The 17,003-nt window shown below is 65.2% G+C and carries 18 protein-coding genes; 13 read left to right on the top strand and 5 right to left on the bottom strand.

Features of this window, described 5'->3' with window-relative positions; translation table 11 throughout:
• The first annotated feature begins 208 nt into the window (after positions 1–208).
• Positions 209–1,351 carry an alpha/beta hydrolase gene (locus SLT36_RS03080; protein ID WP_432285774.1) on the top strand — a complete coding sequence of 381 codons (1,143 nt, stop codon included), beginning with the start codon at positions 209–211 and terminating at the stop codon, positions 1,349–1,351.
• A gap of 50 nt (positions 1,352–1,401) precedes the next feature.
• On the opposite strand, the gene SLT36_RS03085 is transcribed toward SLT36_RS03080, so the two are convergent.
• From SLT36_RS03085 to SLT36_RS03095, 3 genes are read right to left on the bottom strand one after another with little or no spacing between them, the layout of a single operon-like run.
• Positions 1,402–2,109, bottom strand: coding sequence for an SDR family NAD(P)-dependent oxidoreductase (locus tag SLT36_RS03085; protein WP_432285776.1), 708 nt, complete (start codon positions 2,107–2,109; stop codon positions 1,402–1,404).
• A 31-nt stretch (positions 2,110–2,140) separates the two neighbouring features.
• Positions 2,141–3,715: a 5-guanidino-2-oxopentanoate decarboxylase gene (locus SLT36_RS03090; RefSeq protein WP_432285777.1), complete on the bottom strand. Its 1,575-nt coding sequence runs from the start codon at positions 3,713–3,715 to the stop codon at positions 2,141–2,143.
• The gene (locus SLT36_RS03095) at positions 3,712–4,359 is read right to left on the bottom strand and encodes a TetR family transcriptional regulator C-terminal domain-containing protein (protein WP_432285778.1); all 648 of its coding nucleotides are present in this window, start codon (positions 4,357–4,359) and stop codon (positions 3,712–3,714) included. The genes SLT36_RS03090 and SLT36_RS03095 overlap by 4 nt, the downstream gene beginning before the upstream one ends.
• A gap of 234 nt (positions 4,360–4,593) precedes the next feature.
• Between SLT36_RS03095 and SLT36_RS03100 the strand changes: the two genes are divergently transcribed.
• The 6 genes from SLT36_RS03100 to SLT36_RS03125 all read left to right on the top strand — a co-directional run bounded on the left by SLT36_RS03100 (position 4,594) and on the right by SLT36_RS03125 (position 10,074).
• Positions 4,594–5,406: an ABC transporter ATP-binding protein gene (locus SLT36_RS03100; protein ID WP_154385245.1), complete on the top strand. Its 813-nt coding sequence runs from the start codon at positions 4,594–4,596 to the stop codon at positions 5,404–5,406.
• 92 nt (positions 5,407–5,498) lie between these two features.
• Entirely contained in the window at positions 5,499–6,272 is a 774-nt protein-coding gene (locus SLT36_RS03105) for a transporter substrate-binding domain-containing protein (protein WP_067955609.1), read from the top strand.
• 258 nt (positions 6,273–6,530) lie between these two features.
• Positions 6,531–7,259 (top strand): ABC transporter permease, encoded by a 729-nt coding sequence (locus SLT36_RS03110; protein ID WP_432288231.1) that lies wholly within the window; start codon positions 6,531–6,533, stop codon positions 7,257–7,259.
• Entirely contained in the window at positions 7,256–8,065 is an 810-nt protein-coding gene (locus SLT36_RS03115; protein WP_432285779.1) for an ABC transporter permease, read from the top strand. Before SLT36_RS03110 ends, SLT36_RS03115 begins: the two co-directional genes overlap by 4 nt.
• 5 nt (positions 8,066–8,070) lie before the next feature.
• Positions 8,071–9,096: an Ldh family oxidoreductase gene (locus tag SLT36_RS03120; RefSeq protein WP_432285780.1), complete on the top strand. Its 1,026-nt coding sequence runs from the start codon at positions 8,071–8,073 to the stop codon at positions 9,094–9,096.
• A gap of 597 nt (positions 9,097–9,693) precedes the next feature.
• Positions 9,694–10,074: a hypothetical protein gene (locus SLT36_RS03125; RefSeq protein ID WP_067955616.1), complete on the top strand. Its 381-nt coding sequence runs from the start codon at positions 9,694–9,696 to the stop codon at positions 10,072–10,074.
• A gap of 229 nt (positions 10,075–10,303) precedes the next feature.
• On the opposite strand, the gene SLT36_RS03130 is transcribed toward SLT36_RS03125, so the two are convergent.
• Entirely contained in the window at positions 10,304–10,501 is a 198-nt protein-coding gene (locus tag SLT36_RS03130) for a CsbD family protein (RefSeq protein WP_067955618.1), read from the bottom strand.
• A 221-nt stretch (positions 10,502–10,722) separates the two neighbouring features.
• On the opposite strand from SLT36_RS03130, the gene SLT36_RS03135 reads away from it, so the two are divergent.
• The 3 genes from SLT36_RS03135 (at position 10,723) to SLT36_RS03145 (ending at position 13,125) form a co-directional block, all read left to right on the top strand.
• A complete protein-coding gene (locus tag SLT36_RS03135) occupies positions 10,723–11,175 on the top strand; it encodes a DoxX family protein (protein ID WP_067965865.1) in 453 nt (150 codons plus the stop codon).
• Positions 11,176–11,368: 193 nt separating this feature from the next.
• Positions 11,369–12,343: a complex I NDUFA9 subunit family protein gene (locus tag SLT36_RS03140; RefSeq protein WP_432285781.1), complete on the top strand. Its 975-nt coding sequence runs from the start codon at positions 11,369–11,371 to the stop codon at positions 12,341–12,343.
• A gap of 14 nt (positions 12,344–12,357) precedes the next feature.
• Positions 12,358–13,125: a sulfite exporter TauE/SafE family protein gene (locus SLT36_RS03145; RefSeq protein ID WP_432285783.1), complete on the top strand. Its 768-nt coding sequence runs from the start codon at positions 12,358–12,360 to the stop codon at positions 13,123–13,125.
• Between the two features lie 70 nt (positions 13,126–13,195).
• Here the strand turns inward: SLT36_RS03145 and SLT36_RS03150 are convergent, their stop codons facing one another.
• Positions 13,196–14,002, bottom strand: a complete 807-nt coding sequence (locus tag SLT36_RS03150; RefSeq protein WP_432285784.1) for an undecaprenyl-diphosphate phosphatase — start codon at positions 14,000–14,002, stop codon at positions 13,196–13,198.
• A gap of 160 nt (positions 14,003–14,162) precedes the next feature.
• Between SLT36_RS03150 and SLT36_RS03155 the strand changes: the two genes are divergently transcribed.
• The 3 genes from SLT36_RS03155 to SLT36_RS03165 are packed head-to-tail and all read left to right on the top strand — an operon-like array spanning position 14,163 to position 16,910.
• Positions 14,163–14,855 carry a glutathione S-transferase family protein gene (locus SLT36_RS03155; protein ID WP_067955626.1) on the top strand — a complete coding sequence of 231 codons (693 nt, stop codon included), beginning with the start codon at positions 14,163–14,165 and terminating at the stop codon, positions 14,853–14,855.
• Positions 14,836–15,999, top strand: a complete 1,164-nt coding sequence (queG, locus tag SLT36_RS03160) for a tRNA epoxyqueuosine(34) reductase QueG (RefSeq protein ID WP_432285786.1) — start codon at positions 14,836–14,838, stop codon at positions 15,997–15,999. Before SLT36_RS03155 ends, queG begins: the two co-directional genes overlap by 20 nt.
• Positions 15,996–16,910, top strand: coding sequence for an SDR family oxidoreductase (locus SLT36_RS03165; protein WP_432285787.1), 915 nt, complete (start codon positions 15,996–15,998; stop codon positions 16,908–16,910). Before queG ends, SLT36_RS03165 begins: the two co-directional genes overlap by 4 nt.
• Positions 16,911–17,003 lie beyond the last annotated feature (93 nt).

Genomic DNA, 17,003 nt, shown 5'->3' on the forward strand with positions numbered 1-17,003 from the left:
CATTGTCGTGAACTAATGACCCCGCCGGAGCGATCCGGCGGGGTTTTTCTTTGTCTGATTGTCGTCGCCGGCCCGAAGTGATGCCGGAATGCTTCACGGCTCATCCGAATGCTTCCCGGCCGGGCATGATCGGCTTGTCCAAGGTTGCCGCGACAGGCAATTGCTGCGCATTAATCGCAGACTTGCTGCCCGCGTTCAGAGCCTGCCCATGCCCAGTTTGCGTTTTCTGACCGTCTTTTTCGTGTTGCTGGTCCTCTCAGGCTGCGGCGGCCGGGCCGTGCTTGGGCTCAATGACGGCAAGCAGGGCGAATCCGCTTCCGTCGTCCAGATCTATGTCTCGACCATGCGCGCCCGCTCGAACGACCTGTCGTTGCCCTATTCGGCGGAACGCGCCAAGCAGCTCAACTTCGCAAAGTTCGAGATCGGCATCCCAGGGACCCATGTCGCCGGCGAGGTCGAAAGCACGAGCCGCACGCCGAGCCCGGAACGCAATTTCATCGCCCGCACCTTCCAGCCCTATGACGACAAGGCGCAGTTCGTCGCCGCCCTCGACGCCGACCTGATGCGACGTCCCGAGGCCGAGCGCGAGATCTTCATCTTCGTGCACGGCTACAACAACAACTTCGCCGACAGCATCTTCCGCAACGCCCAGATCGTCCACGACTACAAGGTCAAGGCGGTGGCGTTGCATTACGCCTGGCCGTCGGCCGGGTCGCTGCCGCTCTATGTCTACGACCGCGACAGCGCCGCATACAGCCGCGACGGCCTTGCCGACACCATCGAGATCGCCGCCCGCACCAAGGCCAAGCGCATCGTGCTCGTCGGCCACTCGATGGGCAGCTATGTGGTGATGGAGGCGCTGCGCAGCCTGTCGCTGAGCGGCCGCGGCAAATACAGCAACCGCATCAACGGCCTGGTGCTTGCGGCACCCGATATCGACATCGACGTCTTCCAGAGCCAGCTGCGCGATATTGACGACCTGCCCGACCCGTTCATGATCCTGGTTTCGAAGCGCGACAAGGCGCTCAACCTGTCGGGCGGGCTGACTGGCGGCCATCCACGCGTCGGCAGCGGCGCCGACGTCGCAGCCCTCCAGTCCGAGAACATAACCGTGCTCGACACCTCCAATCTCGACGGCGGCAGCCATGGCGTCTTCGCCAGCTCGCCGACGCTGATGGCACTGACCACCTCGGGCGGACTGATGAACGACGTCACCGACAGAGGCGAGGGCGCGCCGGCCGAGACGATCCTGGCCGACGGCGGCCAGGTCATCAAGGGCGCTGCCTCGCTGGTCATCTACCTGCCGGCCAAACTGCTCGGCGTGCCCAATGGCGGCCTGCTGACACAGTAGGCGCGGCCGGCATTCTGCTCGCGGCCTGACTTCGTCGCAGGCGATTGTGCCTACGCGCGGCCGTAGATCTCCGCCACCGTGCCGCTGGTGACCTGATTGGCCGGCGATGCCAGCTGCGCGATCGCAACAGCTGCCGCTTCGAGGCTGACCCATTTGGCGAAATCCGCCTTGGGCATGGCCTCGCGATTGGCCTTGGTGTCGAGCGTCGACGGCGCCACCGCGTTGACCAGGATGTCGGCGCCCTTCAACTCCTCGGCGAGTGCCGCAGTCAGCGCTGCGACCGCAGCCTTGCTCGCCGCATAGGCGGCCATGCCGCCGCCCTTGCGCGGCTCGATGCCGGCACGCGCCGTGACGTTGACGATGCGCCCGCCAGCCTGGCCCGCAATCATTGCGCGTGCCGCCGCGCGGCAGCACAGGAAGGCGGTCTTGGCGTTGATGTTCATCATCTGGTCGAACTGGACCGGATCGACCTTGTCGATGGAGGCCATGTCGAAGCCACCGGCGGAATGGAGCGAAGCCCACAGGCCCGGAATGGCGTCGTAGAAAGCATCCACGGCTTTGGCGTCGGTCAAGTCGACGCTGGTGGCGACATGGACGCGATCATGACCGGCAAACTCGAACCCGTCAGGCGCCTTGGCCCGGCTGATCGGCAAGTGGCAGATGGCGCCCTCGGCCAGCAGGTGCCTGGCAACCGCTGCCCCCAGCGCACCGGTCGCGCCGGTAACCACCACATGCCGGCCTTCGAAATTCTTGGTCATGATCAACTCCCGTAGTGGGCCGCGACGCAGCCTATTCTACGGTGACTTCTATCAGACAGGGTTTTCCCGTCGAGCGGGCCTTCTTGAGCGCCACACCCAGCAGGTCGACACTCTGCAATCGCTCCGCCTCAAGCCCATAGGCCTGCGCGATCAGCACGAAATCCGGCGGCACCGGCGACACGCCAACGGGTTCGACCCCAGCGTAGAGCATCGAGGTCTCGATCTCGCGATAACCGCGGTTGTTCCAGACGACGAAGATGACGGGTGCTGCCGCATCGAGGGCAGCACCCAGCTCCGGCAGAGTGAACTGGAATCCGCCATCGCCGCTGAGACAGACGACTGGCGCATCGGGGACGGCAAGGGCTGCGCCGATCGCCGCCGGCGGCCCGAAGCCGAGTGCGCCATAGCCCGTCGCGGCGTTGAACCAACCGCCCGGCAGGTCATGGTCGTAATAGAGATTGGCGGCATAGACCGGCTGGGTGGAATCGCCGACGATCATCGCGCCCGGCAAGGCGTCGCGGATCACTTCAACGGCCTTGACCTGCGCCTGCATCGCCGGACCGATCTCCGTCCAGGCGCTTTCCCGCGCTGCCCTGGCGCGCGCCGCACCATCGGCCTTGCGCGCGTCGCCGACATCGTCCCCCAGCCTCGCCAGTGCCGCCGCCGCATCGGCCTGGATCGAAACCGGTGCCGGGCGCCGTCCCAGCTGCATCTCGTCTATGTCGATGCGGATCAGCTTCTCCGGCATCACGAAGCCGCCATCGCCATACATGTCGTAGTCGGTCGGGCCGAATTCGGTGCCGACGGCGATCACAAGATCGGCGTCGGCCATCAGAGCGCGCACAGCCTTGAGGCTCGGGCTTGCCGGCACGTTGAGCTCGTGCCCGTGCATCAGCCCGCGTCCATTGGCCGTGGTCACAACAGGCGCATCGAGCCTTGCCGCCAGGGCCGCAAGTTCGGCTCCGGCCCGCCGCGCCCCGCCGCCGGCAAGGATCAGCGGCCGTTTCGCGGCACTGATCAGCAGCCTGGCCTCGGCGATGACGCGTTCGCCCGGAACATGCGCGGCGCCACGCTTCGGCAACGGCCGCAAACCGTCCGCCGGCAAGGCCATGACATCGAGCGGAATCTCGATATGCACCGGCCCCGGGCGCCGCGTCTCGAAGATCTCGAAGGCCTTGCCAACCGCACCGGGCAGTTCGGCCGCCTCGGTCACCCGCCGCGACGACAGCGCCACCTTCTCCATCATGCCGCGCTGGTCGGGCAGCTCATGCAGGAAGCCTAACCCCTTGCCGAGCGAGCCAAGCGCGTTGACGCCAGAGATGACCAGCATGGGCACAGAATCGGCGCGTGCCTGGGCCATGGCGGTGATGGTGTTGGTCAGGCCCGGGCCGGTGATGACGAAGGCGACGCCCGGGCGGCCCGAAGCACGGGCATAACCGTCGGCCATGAAACCGGCGCCCTGTTCGTGGCGCGGCGTGACGTGGCGAATGCTTGAGCGCGCCAGCCCGCGATAGAGTTCGATCGTGTGCACACCGGGAATGCCGAACACCGTGTCGACGCCATGTGCCTCCAGAAGCCCGATGAGCGCTTCGCCGATCGTCGTCATGCCACGTCTCCCTGTCGCAAGCTCAATCCCAGCATCGCCTCGACCGAGCCGATGCCGATCTCCGCCAGTTCGCCGCTGGCAAACATGTCGCCGGCGAGACAACCCTCCACCCACAAACCATCGATGATCGCATTGATGGCGATGGCGTGACGGCGCAATTCGCCTTCGCTCGCCTGCCGGCCGACATCGGCCAGCACCTTGGCCACCAGCGCCTCGACCTCGTCACGGAAGCCGAGATAACCGGCCCTGTGCGCCACGCCCAATGCCGGGTCGGAGCCGGCCCGGCCGATGAAGCTCGCCCACAAAGAGAATGTCCTGGCGTCGATGACCGGCGGCACCAGGCTGGCACCGACGAAGGCGGCGAGCCTCAGCCTCGGTTCCTCCTCGACGATCGCAAGCGCTGTCTTGGCGAGTTCGGTCATGCGTCCCATGATCGTCGCATAGGCTGCCTGCAGCAGCTCTTCCTTGCCCGGGAAATAGTGCCTGATCAGGCCTGCGGTGACGCCGGCGCGCAGAGCAATCGCCCTGACGGTGGCACCCTGCAGGCCGTTTTCGGCGACGCAATCCAGCGTCGCCTCGATCAGGTCCTGCCGCCGGCGCTCCTCGCCTTCGCGGCGGAATTTTCTCCGCGCAGCGACTGCCATGTCCACCTTCGCGTCTTGAGAAAAATCGCCGAAGCCAGCTTTTCGCAATATTTATACACTTGCATAACAACGTCGCAAGTGCCGTAATGGGCCGCATAAGAAGCGGGAAATGGCGCCGTTGACGCCGCAAGGCAGAAGGGTCCACTCTCACCGCCCAGGGGAACATCGCGACGCGACCATGAGCAGCCGATTGCCAGCTGACGGGACAACGTTCATACGCCGGGGCCATCGCTGATGGTTGCGGTCGATGCAGCCAAGCACCCTGCCCCGACCAGCGGCCTCGCCGCCGAAGCCATCCATGTCGAGAACCTGCACAAGAAGTTCGGCCAGTTGCATGTGCTGAAGGGCGTGTCGCTGTCGGCCCGCGATGGCGAGGTGGTGGCGATCATCGGCGGCTCGGGCTCGGGCAAGTCGACGCTGCTGCGCTGCATCAACTGCCTGGAAAACCCGACCAGCGGCATCATCCGGGTCAATGGCGAGGAGATCCGCCTCAAGCCCAATGGTTTTGGCGACAGCATCCCCGCCGACCGCCGTCAGATCGAGCGCATCCGCTCGCGCCTCGGCATGGTGTTCCAGAGCTTCAATTTGTGGAGCCACATGACGCTCCTGGAAAACGTCATCGAGGTGCCGGTGCATGTGCTCGGCATCAAGCGCATGGACGCCATTGCAGAAGCCGAGCGGCTGCTCGCCCGCGTCGGCCTCGCCGAGAAACGCGACGTCTATCCGGCCTATCTCTCCGGCGGCCAGCAACAACGCGCGGCGATTGCGCGCGCGCTCGCCGTGCAGCCGCGCGTCATGCTTTTCGACGAGCCGACCTCGGCGCTCGATCCCGAGCTGGTCGGCGAAGTGCTCAAGGTCATCGGCGACCTCGCCCGCGAGGGCCGCACCATGGTGCTGGTCACCCACGAGATGAAGTTCGCCCGCGAGGTGGCGACGCATGTGATCTATCTCTTCAACGGGCAGGTCGAGGAGGAAGGGCCGCCCGAACAGATTTTCGGCGCGCCGAAGTCGGAACGCCTAAAGCAATTCATCCGCAGCATCGGCTAGCGTATCCCCGACGGAACGGACCATGCGCAAAACCCAGACGAGCGGACGAAATCAAGGGAACGTCAAAAACAAACGATAACGGGAGTGACAGCATGAAATCTCTGCTTGCAACTGTGGCCCTGGCCTTGGTTCTCGGCGCCGGAAGCGCCAGCGCCCAGTCGATCAAGGTCGGCATGGCGCCCGAACCCTACCCGCCCTTCGCCTCGCCCGACGCTTCCGGCAAATGGGGCGGCTGGGAAATGGACATGATCGAGGCGCTCTGCGCCGAAGCCAAGCTCCAGTGCGAGGTCACCATGACCGCCTGGGACGGCCTCATCCCGGCGCTCAACTCCAAGAAGATCGACGCGATCATCAACTCGATGTCGATCACCGACGAACGCAAGAAGTCGATCGACTTCTCCGACAAATACTACAACACCCCGACCGGCATCATCGGCTCCAAGGACGCCAAGTTCGACGCCACGCCGGAAGGGCTGAAAGGCAAGATCATCGGCGTCCAGGTATCGACCGTGCACGAGGCCTACGCCAAGAAGCACTTCGGTTCCACCGCTGCCGAGATCAAGATCTACCAGACCCAGGACGAGGCCCAGGCCGACCTTGCGGCTGGCCGCATCGACGCAGTGCAGGCGGATTCGCTCTCGCTCAACACCTACCTCGCCACCGATGCCGGCAAGGCCTGCTGCGACATGAAGGGCGACGTCGCCGAAGACCTCGAAGTGCTCGGACCGGGCGTCGGCGTCGGCCTGCGCCAGGGCGACACCGAGCTGAAGGACAAGTTCAACGCCGCCATCAAGGGCATCCGCGACAACGGCAAATACGCCGAGATCACCAAGAAGTATTTCGACTTCGACATCTACGGCAAGTGAGCGGGCCGGCGCAGGGTGCCTTGGTCTGCCGCCATGATGTTTGCGATCCAAGCCCCTCTCCGCCTCGCTTCGCTCGGCACCTTTCCCCCACTGGCTGGGGGCGAGGAACCGAGCGTCTGCAAGGTCGCGCCAAACTTCCTGGACAGGCACCACCTTTCCTTTACGAAGTGGAAAAAAGGTGGCGCGGACGGTGAGGGTGACTTTTGACGACTTCGTGTGCGAAGGACCACTGACATCGAGCATCTGCTGAACCCGCTGCTGCAAACGAGCGCCGTCGAGCTGCTTGCGATCTCGCCGCCCGGCTGGGGCGCCAACCTGTTGCGCGGGCTCACCAATTCGATCCAGATCGCGGTTGGCGCCTTTGGGCTTGGCCTCGCCATCGGCATCGCGGGCGCCTGGGGCAAGCTCTATGGCAGTCCTGTCGTGCGCGACCTGATGGAGATCTACACCACCGTCGTGCGTGCCGTGCCGGAGCTGGTGCTGATCCTGCTGCTCTATTATGCCGGCACCGACCTCATCAACCGGGCGCTCGAACAGTTCGGCTACCCCACCGTCGACATCTCCGGTCTCGCCGCCGGCATCGGCGTGCTCGGCATCGTCCAGGGCGCCTACGCCACAGAGGTCATCCGCGGCGCCATCCTGGCCATACCGCAGGGCCAGATCGAGGCGGCGCGCGCTTATGGCATGCCGCCGGGCAAGATGCTGCGCCGCATCACCCTGCCGGCGATGTTGCCCTTCGCCATTCCCGGCCTCGCCAATCTCTGGCTGATCGCCACCAAGGACACGGCCCTGCTCGCCGTCGTCGGCTTCAACGAGCTGACCCAGGAGACACGCCAGGCCGGCGCCACCACCAAGGCCTATTTCACCTTCTTCGTCGCAGCCGGCGTGCTCTACCTGCTGTTGACCCTGTTCTCCAACGTCATCATCGGCCGCATCGAGCGCTGGGCGCGGCGCGGCATGCCGCCGATCGCCGAGACCGGCCGATGAGCGCCGCCACTCCCGCCACGACGGTGTCCGCCATCCGCTCCGAGTGGCTCCAGCCGCACCGCATCGTGCTCATCGCCATCGCTGCAGCACTGGTGCTCTCGGCCGCCATCTTCATGCGCTGGGACTGGCTGCCCAAATATTACGACCTGGCGCTGCTCGGCATCTGGCGCACCATCTGGATCCTCGCTGTCACCGTGACGCTCGGCTTCATGCTTGCCGTGCCGCTCGGGCTCGCCCAGGCCGCAGGTCCGTTCTGGCTGGCCTGGCCGGCCAAGGCGTTCTGCACAGTCATCCGCGGCACGCCGCTGCTGCTGCAGCTCTGGCTGCTCTATTACGGCCTCGGCTCGCTGTTCCCGCAATATCCGTGGATCAGGCAATCCGAACTCTGGCCGATCCTGAGGCAGGCCTGGCCCTACGCCATCGTCGCGCTGACGCTGTCTTACGCCGCCTATGAAGGCGAGGTGATGCGCGGGGCCTTCGCCGGCGTGCCGAGGGGGCAGCTCGAAGCGGCGCGCGCCTTCGGCATGAGCCCGTGGAAGCGCTTCCGCCGCATCTGGCTGCCGCAGGCGATCCATCGCGCCTTGCCGACGTTGGCCGGCGAAACCGTGCTGCAGCTCAAGGCAACGCCGCTCGTCGCCACAATCACCGTCATCGACATCTACGCGGTCGCCTCGCGCGTCCGCCAGGACACCTTCATCGTCTACGAGCCGCTGTTGCTGCTCGCCCTCATCTATCTGATCATCACCGGCATCCTCGTCTTCGGCTTCCGCAAGCTGGAGGCGAAGATCCCGTCCAGACTGGGATGACGCCCATGCCGCAGACCAAGACAGAGACCGTCACGCTCAACCTCGAAGAAGCCCGTAACTTGTGCATCGCCGCGGCCATCGGCGCCGGCGCCTCCGAGGAAACGGCGATCTCGATCGCGCTTGCCGCCGTTGCCGCAGAGGCCGACGGCCAGGCGAGCGTCGGGCTGTCGCATTATGTCGACTATCTCGAGGCGCTCGAGGCCGGGCGCATCGACGGCAAGGCCGAGCCCGTGGTCAGCCGGCCTGCGCTGGCGGTCTACCTGTCCGACGGCCAGGGTGGTGCGGCGCATACCGGCTTCGACCGAAACTTCCAAGAGATCGCCAAGGCAGCCCGGCTGTTCGGCGTCACCGTATTCTCGCAGAAGAATGCCTACACCTGCGGCTCGCTCGGCTATTTCACCGGCCGCCTCGCCGAAGCCGGCCTCGTCGCGCTCGCCGCCACCAACGGACCGGCGCTCGTCGCCGGCTCAGGCTCGACCAAGCCGGTCTACTGCACCAACCCGATCTCGCTTGCAGCACCCGCCGCCGACGGCCCACCCCTCGTCATCGACCAGTCGTCCAGCGCCACCGCCTTCGTCAATGTCCGCAAGGCGGCTGAAACAGGCGAGGCGATCCCCGACGGCTGGGCCCTTGACGCCAAGGGCAAGCCGACGACAGACGCAAAAAAGGCGATGAAAGGCGTGCTACTCGCCTTCGGCGGCGCTCGCGGCGCCAATGTCGCACTGATGGTCGAGGTGCTTGCGGCCGGCGTCTCGGGCGCCAACTGGTCGATCGACGCGCCGTCCATATCGGAAGGCCACCAGACGCCAGGCACCGGGCTGTTCATCGTGGCGCTCGACCCGAAATTGTTCGATCCCGGCTTCGAAACGCGCATGCGCGAACAGCTCGACCGGCTGTCCAGTCAGTACCACGTCCACATCCCCGGTCCTGCCAAGGCCGCGGCGCGGGCCCGCTCAGAGGCCGGGGGGATCGCAATCCCTACGGCCCTGCACGTCCGTATCAGCGAGTTTGCCGCGCGGCAGGCAGAGTGAGCCCAGGCGTTTTCGGCCCCACTTCATTACCTGACCGTTGGGAGCGCGAAGCCTGAACCGCGGCGGCGGTTTCACCGTCGCGGCATGTATCCCCGGGTTTACGCACTCGCTTCGCTCCTGCTCCACCCGAGGATGACGAAGACATTGGCCTCGACGCTCATCGTCGGAGGCTCGCGGAGAGCTTCCAGCTCCTGTTCCTGCGTTGCCCTGCATTGAGAACGCCCGCCAAAAACCAACCTCGAAGCCTGCCAACCACTGACGTCGGCGATTGGCCGCAAGCCTCAATGCCTTCGTCATCCTCGGGCGGAGCAGGAGCGAAGCAACGTGCGGAGACCCGGGGCTCCATGCCGTGACGCCTCCACTACTGTGGCGATTCAGAACCCCAACCCGACGGCCCAAAACCATCCCACGAAACCCCCGCGAAAATAATTCGAACTCGCTTTGAACCTTTCCCGCTGACGCTGCGACCCAGTCATGTCCGGGCGAGGTGAGCTCGCCAGATCAACCGGGGGGAACCCAAACCGAAAGATCGTTCCGACGTGGAAACCAGAGCGTTTCCGCGACCCCGAAACGCAACCTCGAAAAGGGAATAAGACAATGAAGACCAAGATCACCATCCTGACCGCCGTCCTGCTGCTTGCCGGCGCCATCGGCAGCGCCAATGCCGCCAGCTTCTCGGCCGGCCCGGGCGGCGGCGACCGTCCGTCGGGTCCGAGCGACATTTCCGACGCCCCCGGCGGCAACGGCCCTTCGGGCCCCGGCGACATCTCCGACGCCCCCGACAATGACAAGCCGTCCGGCCCGAGCGGCAAGGCTTCGTCGGGCAATGGCGGCGCGACCGAAGACAAGTACTGCAAGAACGGCTCCAGCAAGTTCCCGGACTGTAACACCAAGTTCATCCAGGACTGCAAGGCCGCAGGTGGCAACATGTCGGGTCAGCAGGGTTGGGGTGGCAAGACCTGCCGGGAACCCTCCTGATGCCTCGGGCATGATCGAGAAGTCTGGAACCGGCTTTAGGATCATGCCTCGCGAAGGCTGCGGCCTCGCCAGACATCGGCCGCCCGATTGCTGCCATCCGGAGAACCCCGCCTTGCGCGGGGTTTTCTGCATCGGCGCTATCTGCAACGAAAGCCTGCAACGAAAAGCCCCGCTCGACGGCGGGGCTCTGCGCGGGAAAATCGCCCGCGGCGCGTTTGCGAAAGACGGTTCAGTGGCGGGAGAGCCAGCTGTCGATGTCCTTTTCGGCCTCTTCCTGGGCCTTGCCGTAACGGGCCTGCAGCTTGCCGGCGAGTTCCTTGCGCTTGCCCTTGATGACGTCGAGGTCATCGTCTGTCAGCTTGCCCCACTGGCTCTGCACCTTGCCCTTGAACTGCTCCCAATTGCCTTCGATCTGGTTCCAATTCATCGCGATTTCTCCTTTCGGGGATTGATCTGGATTGGCACGACAGGTCCGCCGCACTGAGGTGTCAACGCCTCGGCCGGCGCGGGGTTCCGACATTTCTTAAAGTTGACATATTTGATCACCTTTATATCAAACCTTGTTGACTTGACCGTGACCCGGCCATCGCGGCGTTGGTGCATTGCAATATTTTAATCGTGCATTGCCCCGCAATCGGAGACATATCCTTGACCCTGACGACCGAAAATTCCGGCCGCCGACTGTTCATCCCCGCGCTCCGCGGCCTTTATTCGAACCTCCACGATTCAGCCGAAACCGTTCTGCGCGTCGTCGCCGGCGCAGCGCTGGTCACCCATGGCCTCGGCAAGATCTCCGATCCGTTCGGCGCTGCCGGCATGGTCGAAGGCCTCGGCTTCTACCCCGGCGCCTTCTGGTCGCTGCTCCTGTCCTGCACCGAGTTCTTCGGCGGCATCCTGATCGCCATCGGCCTGTTCACGCGCCCGGCCTCCTTCGCCGCCATGTTCGTGCTCCTGGTCACCGTCTGGTTCCACTGGGTGACGATGAGCCAGGGCTACCAGGGCGCCGAGAAGTCGATCATCTGGGCGGCGATCTTCCTGTTCTTCGTCATTCGCGGCGGCAACCGCCACTCGGTCGACGCACGCCTCGGCCGCGAGTTCTAGTTTGTGACCCGCATGGTCGTTTCCGGAAAACCGGATTTCGATCCTGCCTCGAAACCCTGCCTCCCAAGGCAAGCCGCATGCCCGCGCCAGATCGGCGCGGGCCGCTCCGTGCAGTCGCTCGATGATTGCCTTTTTCGCGAAACGGGCTAAGAAACGCTACATCTTCTGCCCCTTTTGGCGACTGGAGCCAGCGATGACTGAAATTCTGCAGACCCCGCAACTCGTGACCGTTTTCGGCGGGTCCGGCTTCCTCGGCCGCCATGTCGTGCGGGCGCTGGCCAAGCGCGGGTATCTCGTGCGCGTCGCCTGCCGTCGGCCCGACCTCGCCTTCCACCTGCAGCCGCTCGGCAATGTCGGCCAGATCCAGCCGGTGCAGGCCAATCTGCGCGTGCGCTGGTCGGTCGACCGCGCCGTCCAGGGCGCCTCGCACGTCGTCAACCTCGTCGGCATCCTGCATGAAGGCGGACGCCAGCGTTTCTCGACGGTGCAGGAATTCGGCGCCCGCGCCGTCGCCGAGGCAGCGCGCGCCGTCGGCGCCACGCTGACCCATGTCTCGGCCCTTGGCGCCGACGCCAATTCGCCCTCGCTCTACGCCCAGACCAAGGCGCGCGGCGAAAAGGCCGTCCAGGACACGCTGCCAAACGCGGTGATCTACCGCCCGTCGATCATCTTCGGCCCCGAGGACCAGTTCTTCAACCGTTTCGCCAATATGGCGCGTTTCTCGCCGGTGCTGCCGCTTATCGGTGGAGGCGAAACCCGGTTCCAGCCGATCTATGTCGGCGACGTTGCCGAAGCGGTCGCGCGCGCCGTCGACGGCAAGGTCAAGGGCGGCTCGATCTATGAGATCGGCGGCCCGCAGGTGCTAAGCTTCAAAGAGTGCATGGAAGAGATGCTCGAGGTCATCGACCGCAAGCGCACGCTGGTGCCCGTGCCGTGGTCGATCGCCAACCTGCAGGCCTCGATCCTCGGCATGCTGCCCAATCCGCTGCTGACCAAGGACCAGGTCCTTTTGCTGCGCTCCGACAATGTCGTGACGAAGGCAGCCATCGACGAAGGCCGCACCATCGCATCCACGGGCATCGCCCCCAAGTCGACAGCATCGATCCTGCCGAGCTACCTCTGGCGCTACCGCACCGCCGGCCAGTTCACGCGCCGGACAGAAGCCTGACCGGCTGAGGGCGCATGGACGCCCTCGCCTTGCTCCTGCCTGAGGGACTCGACCCGCTCATGGGGATTGTTCTCATCGTCGCCAGCGCCTTCACCTCGGCGCTGACCGCCGCTTTCGGTGTCGGCGGCGGCATCGCCCTGCTGACGCTGATGGGCCTGTTCGTGCCGGTGGCCGCGCTTATCCCCATCCATGGCGCGGTGCAGCTCGGCTCCAACAGTGGCCGCGCCTGGCACCAACGCGCCAATGTGCGCATGGACGTCGCCGCCCCCTTCATTGCCGGCTCGATCGTCGGTGCCGTCATCGGCGCCTTCGTCGTCATCCAGCTGCCCGACGCCTGGCTCAAGCTGGTGCTCGGCGCCTTCGTCATCGCCATCACCTGGACCAAGGTCCCCGGCATCGACAGATTGACCCGCACCGGGCTTGCGATCGGCAGCGTGATCGTCGCTTTGATCGGCATGCTCGTCGGCGCCACCGGGCCGCTGGTCTCGGTGCTGTTCGCGCAGTTCTTCGCCAATGACCGCAAGGCGCTCGTCGCCACCCATGCCGCCGGCATGGTTGCCCAGCACGGGCTCAAGATCATCGTTTTCGGCCTCGCCGGCTTTGCCTTCCGGGACTGGCTGCCGCTGATCGGTGCGATGATCGTCTCGGGCTATCTCGGTACCGTCTACGGCACCAAGCTGCTCGAACGCATGCCGGAAGAGAGCTTCCGCAAATGGTTCAAGATCGCCATCACCGTGCTGGCGCTGGACCTGCTCAGGCGTGGACTGACGGCCCTCGCCTGAGGCCCAACCCGTCCAATCAAGCGCGATTTCCTGACGGACGGCTCACCCTGAACGGACCGCCTCGGGGCGATCAGCCCCAGACCATCAGTGCGATCAGCCCGGCGCCGCCGACCAGCAGGCGCCACCAGCCAAACAGCGCGTAACCGTTGCGGGAGACATAGTCGAGCAGGTGCCGCACAACGATCAGCGCGGTGATGAAGGCGGCAAGAAAGCCGACCGAAATCACCGGCAGGTCAGCTGCCGACAGGATGTCCCGGTTCTTGTAGAGGTCGTAGGCAAAGGCGCCGGCCATTGTCGGCATCGCCAGAAAGAACGAGAACTCGGCCGCCGCGCGCTTCTCCACGCCCATCAGCAACGAGCCGACGATGGTGGCGCCAGAGCGCGAGGTGCCGGGGATCATCGCCAGGCACTGGAACAGGCCGATCTTGAGATAGACCGACAGCGGGAAATTGGTGACGTCGCCATATCTAGGCTTGAGGTCGAGCCTGTCGAGGAACAACAGCACCAGGCCGCCGAGGATCAGCATGACACAGATCAGCCGCGGCGATTCGAACAGCACCGTCTTGATGAAATCATGCGCCAGGGCACCGATCACGGCCGCCGGCAGGAAGGCGATCAGGATGCCTGCGACGAAACGCTGCGTCTTCGGGTCCGACGGCAAGGTGACCAGCATCTGCCACAGCTTGGTCGCGTAAACCGACAGGATCGCCAGGATAGCGCCGAGCTGAATCAGGATCTCGAAAGTCTTGCCGGTCGAGTTGAAACCGAGGAAATGGCCGGCAAGCAGGATATGGCCGGTCGAGGACACGGGGATGAATTCCGTCAGGCCCTCGAGCAGCCCGAGCAGCAAAGCATTGATGATCGTCTGGCTATCCATTCCCATCCCCGCGAGGCGTTCATGCGCGATTGCTTGTCATGCGGCGGAACTCACCCTATAGGTCGGGTCGCCCGAGAGCCCGGCGAGCCGGGCCCCAGAAGCTCTAACGACGCCTCAGGCGATTCGCCAGAGCGCCATCGATCACGAATTTCGCAGGACCATGCTGACGCTTTTCCACCACCCGATGTTTGCCACATGCCGTTTCGTCCGTTTGGCGTTCGGCGAGTATGGCGAGGAGCTGGCGCTGATCGAGGAGAAGCCGTGGACGCGGCGCAAGGAGTTCCTGTCGCTCAACCCGGCCGGAACGCTGCCGGTGCTCCTGGCCGAGGGCGACGTGCCGATCGTCGGCGCGATGATCATTTCCGAATATGTCGACGAGACCCGAGGCGTGCTCAAGCGCGAGCGTCGGCTGTTCGCCGAAGACCCGATGGAACGCGCCGAAATCCGCCGCCTGACCGACTGGTACCTGACCAAGACTGAAAGCGAAGTGACCCGGCATCTGGTGCGCGAGCGCGTGCTGAAGCCGCTGATGCCGGAAGCGGCCGGCGGCGGTTCGCCCGATTCGGCGGCCATTCGTGCTGCCCGCGCCAATATTCGCCAGCATATGAAATACACCAACTGGCTCGCCGGCACGCGCCACTGGCTCGCCGGGTCGCGCATCACCTATGCCGACCTTGCCGCCGCCGCATCGCTTTCGGTGCTCGACTATCTCGGCGAGATCGACTGGCGCGAATATTCCTCGGCGCGCGAATGGTACACGCGCGTCAAGTCGCGCCCGTCCTTCCGGCCCCTGCTCGCCGACCGGGTGCGCGGGCTGACCCCGGCATCGCATTATGCGGACCTCGATTTCTGAGAGCGCGCTGCGCCAGCTGATCGAGCGCGAAGCCAGCCGCGCCGGCTTCGCTGCCATCGCCGTCACACGCCCCGACGCCATCCCGCTCGCGCCTGCCCGCCTCGCCCAGTTCGTCGGCGAAGGCCTGCACGGCTCGATGGCCTGGATGGCGGAGACGCTGGAACGGCGCAGCGAACCTTCCGTGCTGTGGCCCGAGGTGCGTTCGATCGTCGTGCTCGCCATGAATTATGGGCCGGACAGCGACCCGCGCGCGCTGCAGGCCATGTCCGACCGGGCGGCGATCTCGGTCTACGCTCGCAACCGCGACTATCACGACGTCATGAAGGGCCGGCTGAAGGAGATCGCCGGCAAGATCGTGTCCCGTGCCGGCGGCGACGTGAAGGTGTTCGTCGACACGGCGCCGGTGATGGAAAAGCCGCTCGCCGAAGCCGCCGGCCTCGGCTGGCAAGGCAAGCACACCAATCTGGTCAGCCGCGACTTCGGCTCCTGGCTGTTCCTTGGCACCATCTTCACCACAGCCGAGCTTGAACCCGACGATGCAGAGGTCGACCATTGCGGCTCCTGCCGCGCCTGTCTCGACGCCTGCCCGACAAACGCCTTCCCGGCGCCCTACCGCATCGACGCGCGGCGCTGCATCTCCTACCTGACCATCGAGAACAAAGGCCCGATCCCGCTCGAATTCCGCCCAAAGATCGGCAACCGCATCTATGGCTGCGACGACTGCCTTGCGGCCTGCCCGTGGAACAAGTTCGCCCAGGCCGCATCGGAGCAGAAACTCGCCGCCCGCGACGATCTGCGCGAGCCGCACCTTGCCGAATTGCTTTCCCTCGACGACGCAACGTTCCGGACCTTCTTCTCCGGTTCGCCGGTCAAACGCATCGGCCGCGACCGCTTCGTCCGCAACGTGCTGATCGCATCAGGCAATTCCGCCGACGCCACGCTGATCGCACCATGCCGGACGTTGCTCTCCGACACCTCGCCCCTGGTGCGCGGTGCCGCCGTCTGGGCATTGTCGCGGCTGCTGCCCGACGCGACGTTTTCGGCTCTTGCAGAACAGATGCTGAAGGTCGAAACCGATAACGACGTGATCGCGGAATGGCAGGCCGGGCTCACCCAAGTCGAACAGTCGCGGACGCAGTCATGACCGAGCAGACCTTTTTCATCTTCGGCGCCGGCTATTCCGGCAAGGCATTTGCGCAGATGCGCCCGCAAGGCCTTAGCGTTGCCGGAACGACGCGTTCTCAGGACAAGTTTCCGGCGCTCGAAGCCGCTGGTATCGAGCCCTTCGTCTTCGACGGCCACCTCACCCCCGAAATCAGGGCGCAACTGGCCAGGACCACGCATCTCGTCGTCTCCGCCGCCCCCGGCGATGATGGCGATCCCGTGCTCAACGCCGCCCGCGAGGCGATCACGCACGACATGCCGCTGCTGCGCTGGATCGGCTATCTCTCGACCGTCGGCGTCTATGGCGACCATGGCGGTGCCTGGATCGACGAAACCGCCACGTGCCGGCCCAAACCGGGGCGATCGGCCCTGCGCCTCGAGGCCGAACAAGCGTGGCATGCACTTGGCGAACAGATCGCGCGCCCAGTCGCCATCCTGCGCCTGTCCGGCATTTACGGCCCCGGCCGCAATGCCTTCGTCAATCTCGAAAACGGCACCGCCAAGCGACTGGTCAAGAAGGACCAGGTCTTCAACCGCATCCATGTGCAGGACATTGCCAGTGCGCTGTGGTTCCTCGCCGAGGGCGACTATGGCGGGGTCTTCAACGTCACCGACGATGAGCCGGCGCCGCCGCAGGACGTCGTCGCCTACGCGGCCGAAAAGATGGGCGTGGCGCCACCACCGGAAATTCCGTTCGAGACCGCCCAACTTTCGCCCATGGCGCGGTCTTTCTATGGCGAGAACAAGCGTGTCGCCAACACCGCGATCAGGGCGCTCGGCTTTGCATTCGGCATGCCCAATTATCGCGCGGCGCTGGACAGCATGTGGGCCGACAGCAGCTGGCGCGGAGAAGGCGAAAGCGACAGGCGCAGCCCGATCAGGCAGGGCTGAGCGGAAGTCGCGCAAAGAATGACCGGGGTGCGGGTGCCGAAATTTACCTCTAGGTAACCGTGGCAGCCCAAGCTGGCTGAGAGGATCGGGTTC

This window comes from Aminobacter sp. BA135, from assembly GCF_050859125.1.
GTDB lineage: Bacteria > Pseudomonadota > Alphaproteobacteria > Rhizobiales > Rhizobiaceae > Aminobacter > Aminobacter ciceronei.

What these genes read in the sequence shown, in the direction of transcription:
- SLT36_RS03080 (WP_432285774.1), top strand. Translation starts at nt 209, where the DNA reads ATGCCCAGTTTGCGTTTTCTGACCGTCTTTTTCGTGTTGCTGGTCCTC.
- SLT36_RS03085 (WP_432285776.1), bottom strand. Translation starts at nt 2,109, where the DNA reads ATGACCAAGAATTTCGAAGGCCGGCATGTGGTGGTTACCGGCGCGACC.
- SLT36_RS03090 (WP_432285777.1), bottom strand. Translation starts at nt 3,715, where the DNA reads ATGACGACGATCGGCGAAGCGCTCATCGGGCTTCTGGAGGCACATGGC.
- SLT36_RS03095 (WP_432285778.1), bottom strand. Translation starts at nt 4,359, where the DNA reads ATGGCAGTCGCTGCGCGGAGAAAATTCCGCCGCGAAGGCGAGGAGCGC.
- SLT36_RS03100 (WP_154385245.1), top strand. Translation starts at nt 4,594, where the DNA reads ATGGTTGCGGTCGATGCAGCCAAGCACCCTGCCCCGACCAGCGGCCTC.
- SLT36_RS03105 (WP_067955609.1), top strand. Translation starts at nt 5,499, where the DNA reads ATGAAATCTCTGCTTGCAACTGTGGCCCTGGCCTTGGTTCTCGGCGCC.
- SLT36_RS03115 (WP_432285779.1), top strand. Translation starts at nt 7,256, where the DNA reads ATGAGCGCCGCCACTCCCGCCACGACGGTGTCCGCCATCCGCTCCGAG.
- SLT36_RS03120 (WP_432285780.1), top strand. Translation starts at nt 8,071, where the DNA reads ATGCCGCAGACCAAGACAGAGACCGTCACGCTCAACCTCGAAGAAGCC.
- SLT36_RS03125 (WP_067955616.1), top strand. Translation starts at nt 9,694, where the DNA reads ATGAAGACCAAGATCACCATCCTGACCGCCGTCCTGCTGCTTGCCGGC.
- SLT36_RS03130 (WP_067955618.1), bottom strand. Translation starts at nt 10,501, where the DNA reads ATGAATTGGAACCAGATCGAAGGCAATTGGGAGCAGTTCAAGGGCAAG.
- SLT36_RS03140 (WP_432285781.1), top strand. Translation starts at nt 11,369, where the DNA reads ATGACTGAAATTCTGCAGACCCCGCAACTCGTGACCGTTTTCGGCGGG.
- SLT36_RS03145 (WP_432285783.1), top strand. Translation starts at nt 12,358, where the DNA reads ATGGACGCCCTCGCCTTGCTCCTGCCTGAGGGACTCGACCCGCTCATG.
- SLT36_RS03150 (WP_432285784.1), bottom strand. Translation starts at nt 14,002, where the DNA reads ATGGATAGCCAGACGATCATCAATGCTTTGCTGCTCGGGCTGCTCGAG.
- SLT36_RS03155 (WP_067955626.1), top strand. Translation starts at nt 14,163, where the DNA reads ATGCTGACGCTTTTCCACCACCCGATGTTTGCCACATGCCGTTTCGTC.
- queG (WP_432285786.1), top strand. Translation starts at nt 14,836, where the DNA reads ATGCGGACCTCGATTTCTGAGAGCGCGCTGCGCCAGCTGATCGAGCGC.
- SLT36_RS03165 (WP_432285787.1), top strand. Translation starts at nt 15,996, where the DNA reads ATGACCGAGCAGACCTTTTTCATCTTCGGCGCCGGCTATTCCGGCAAG.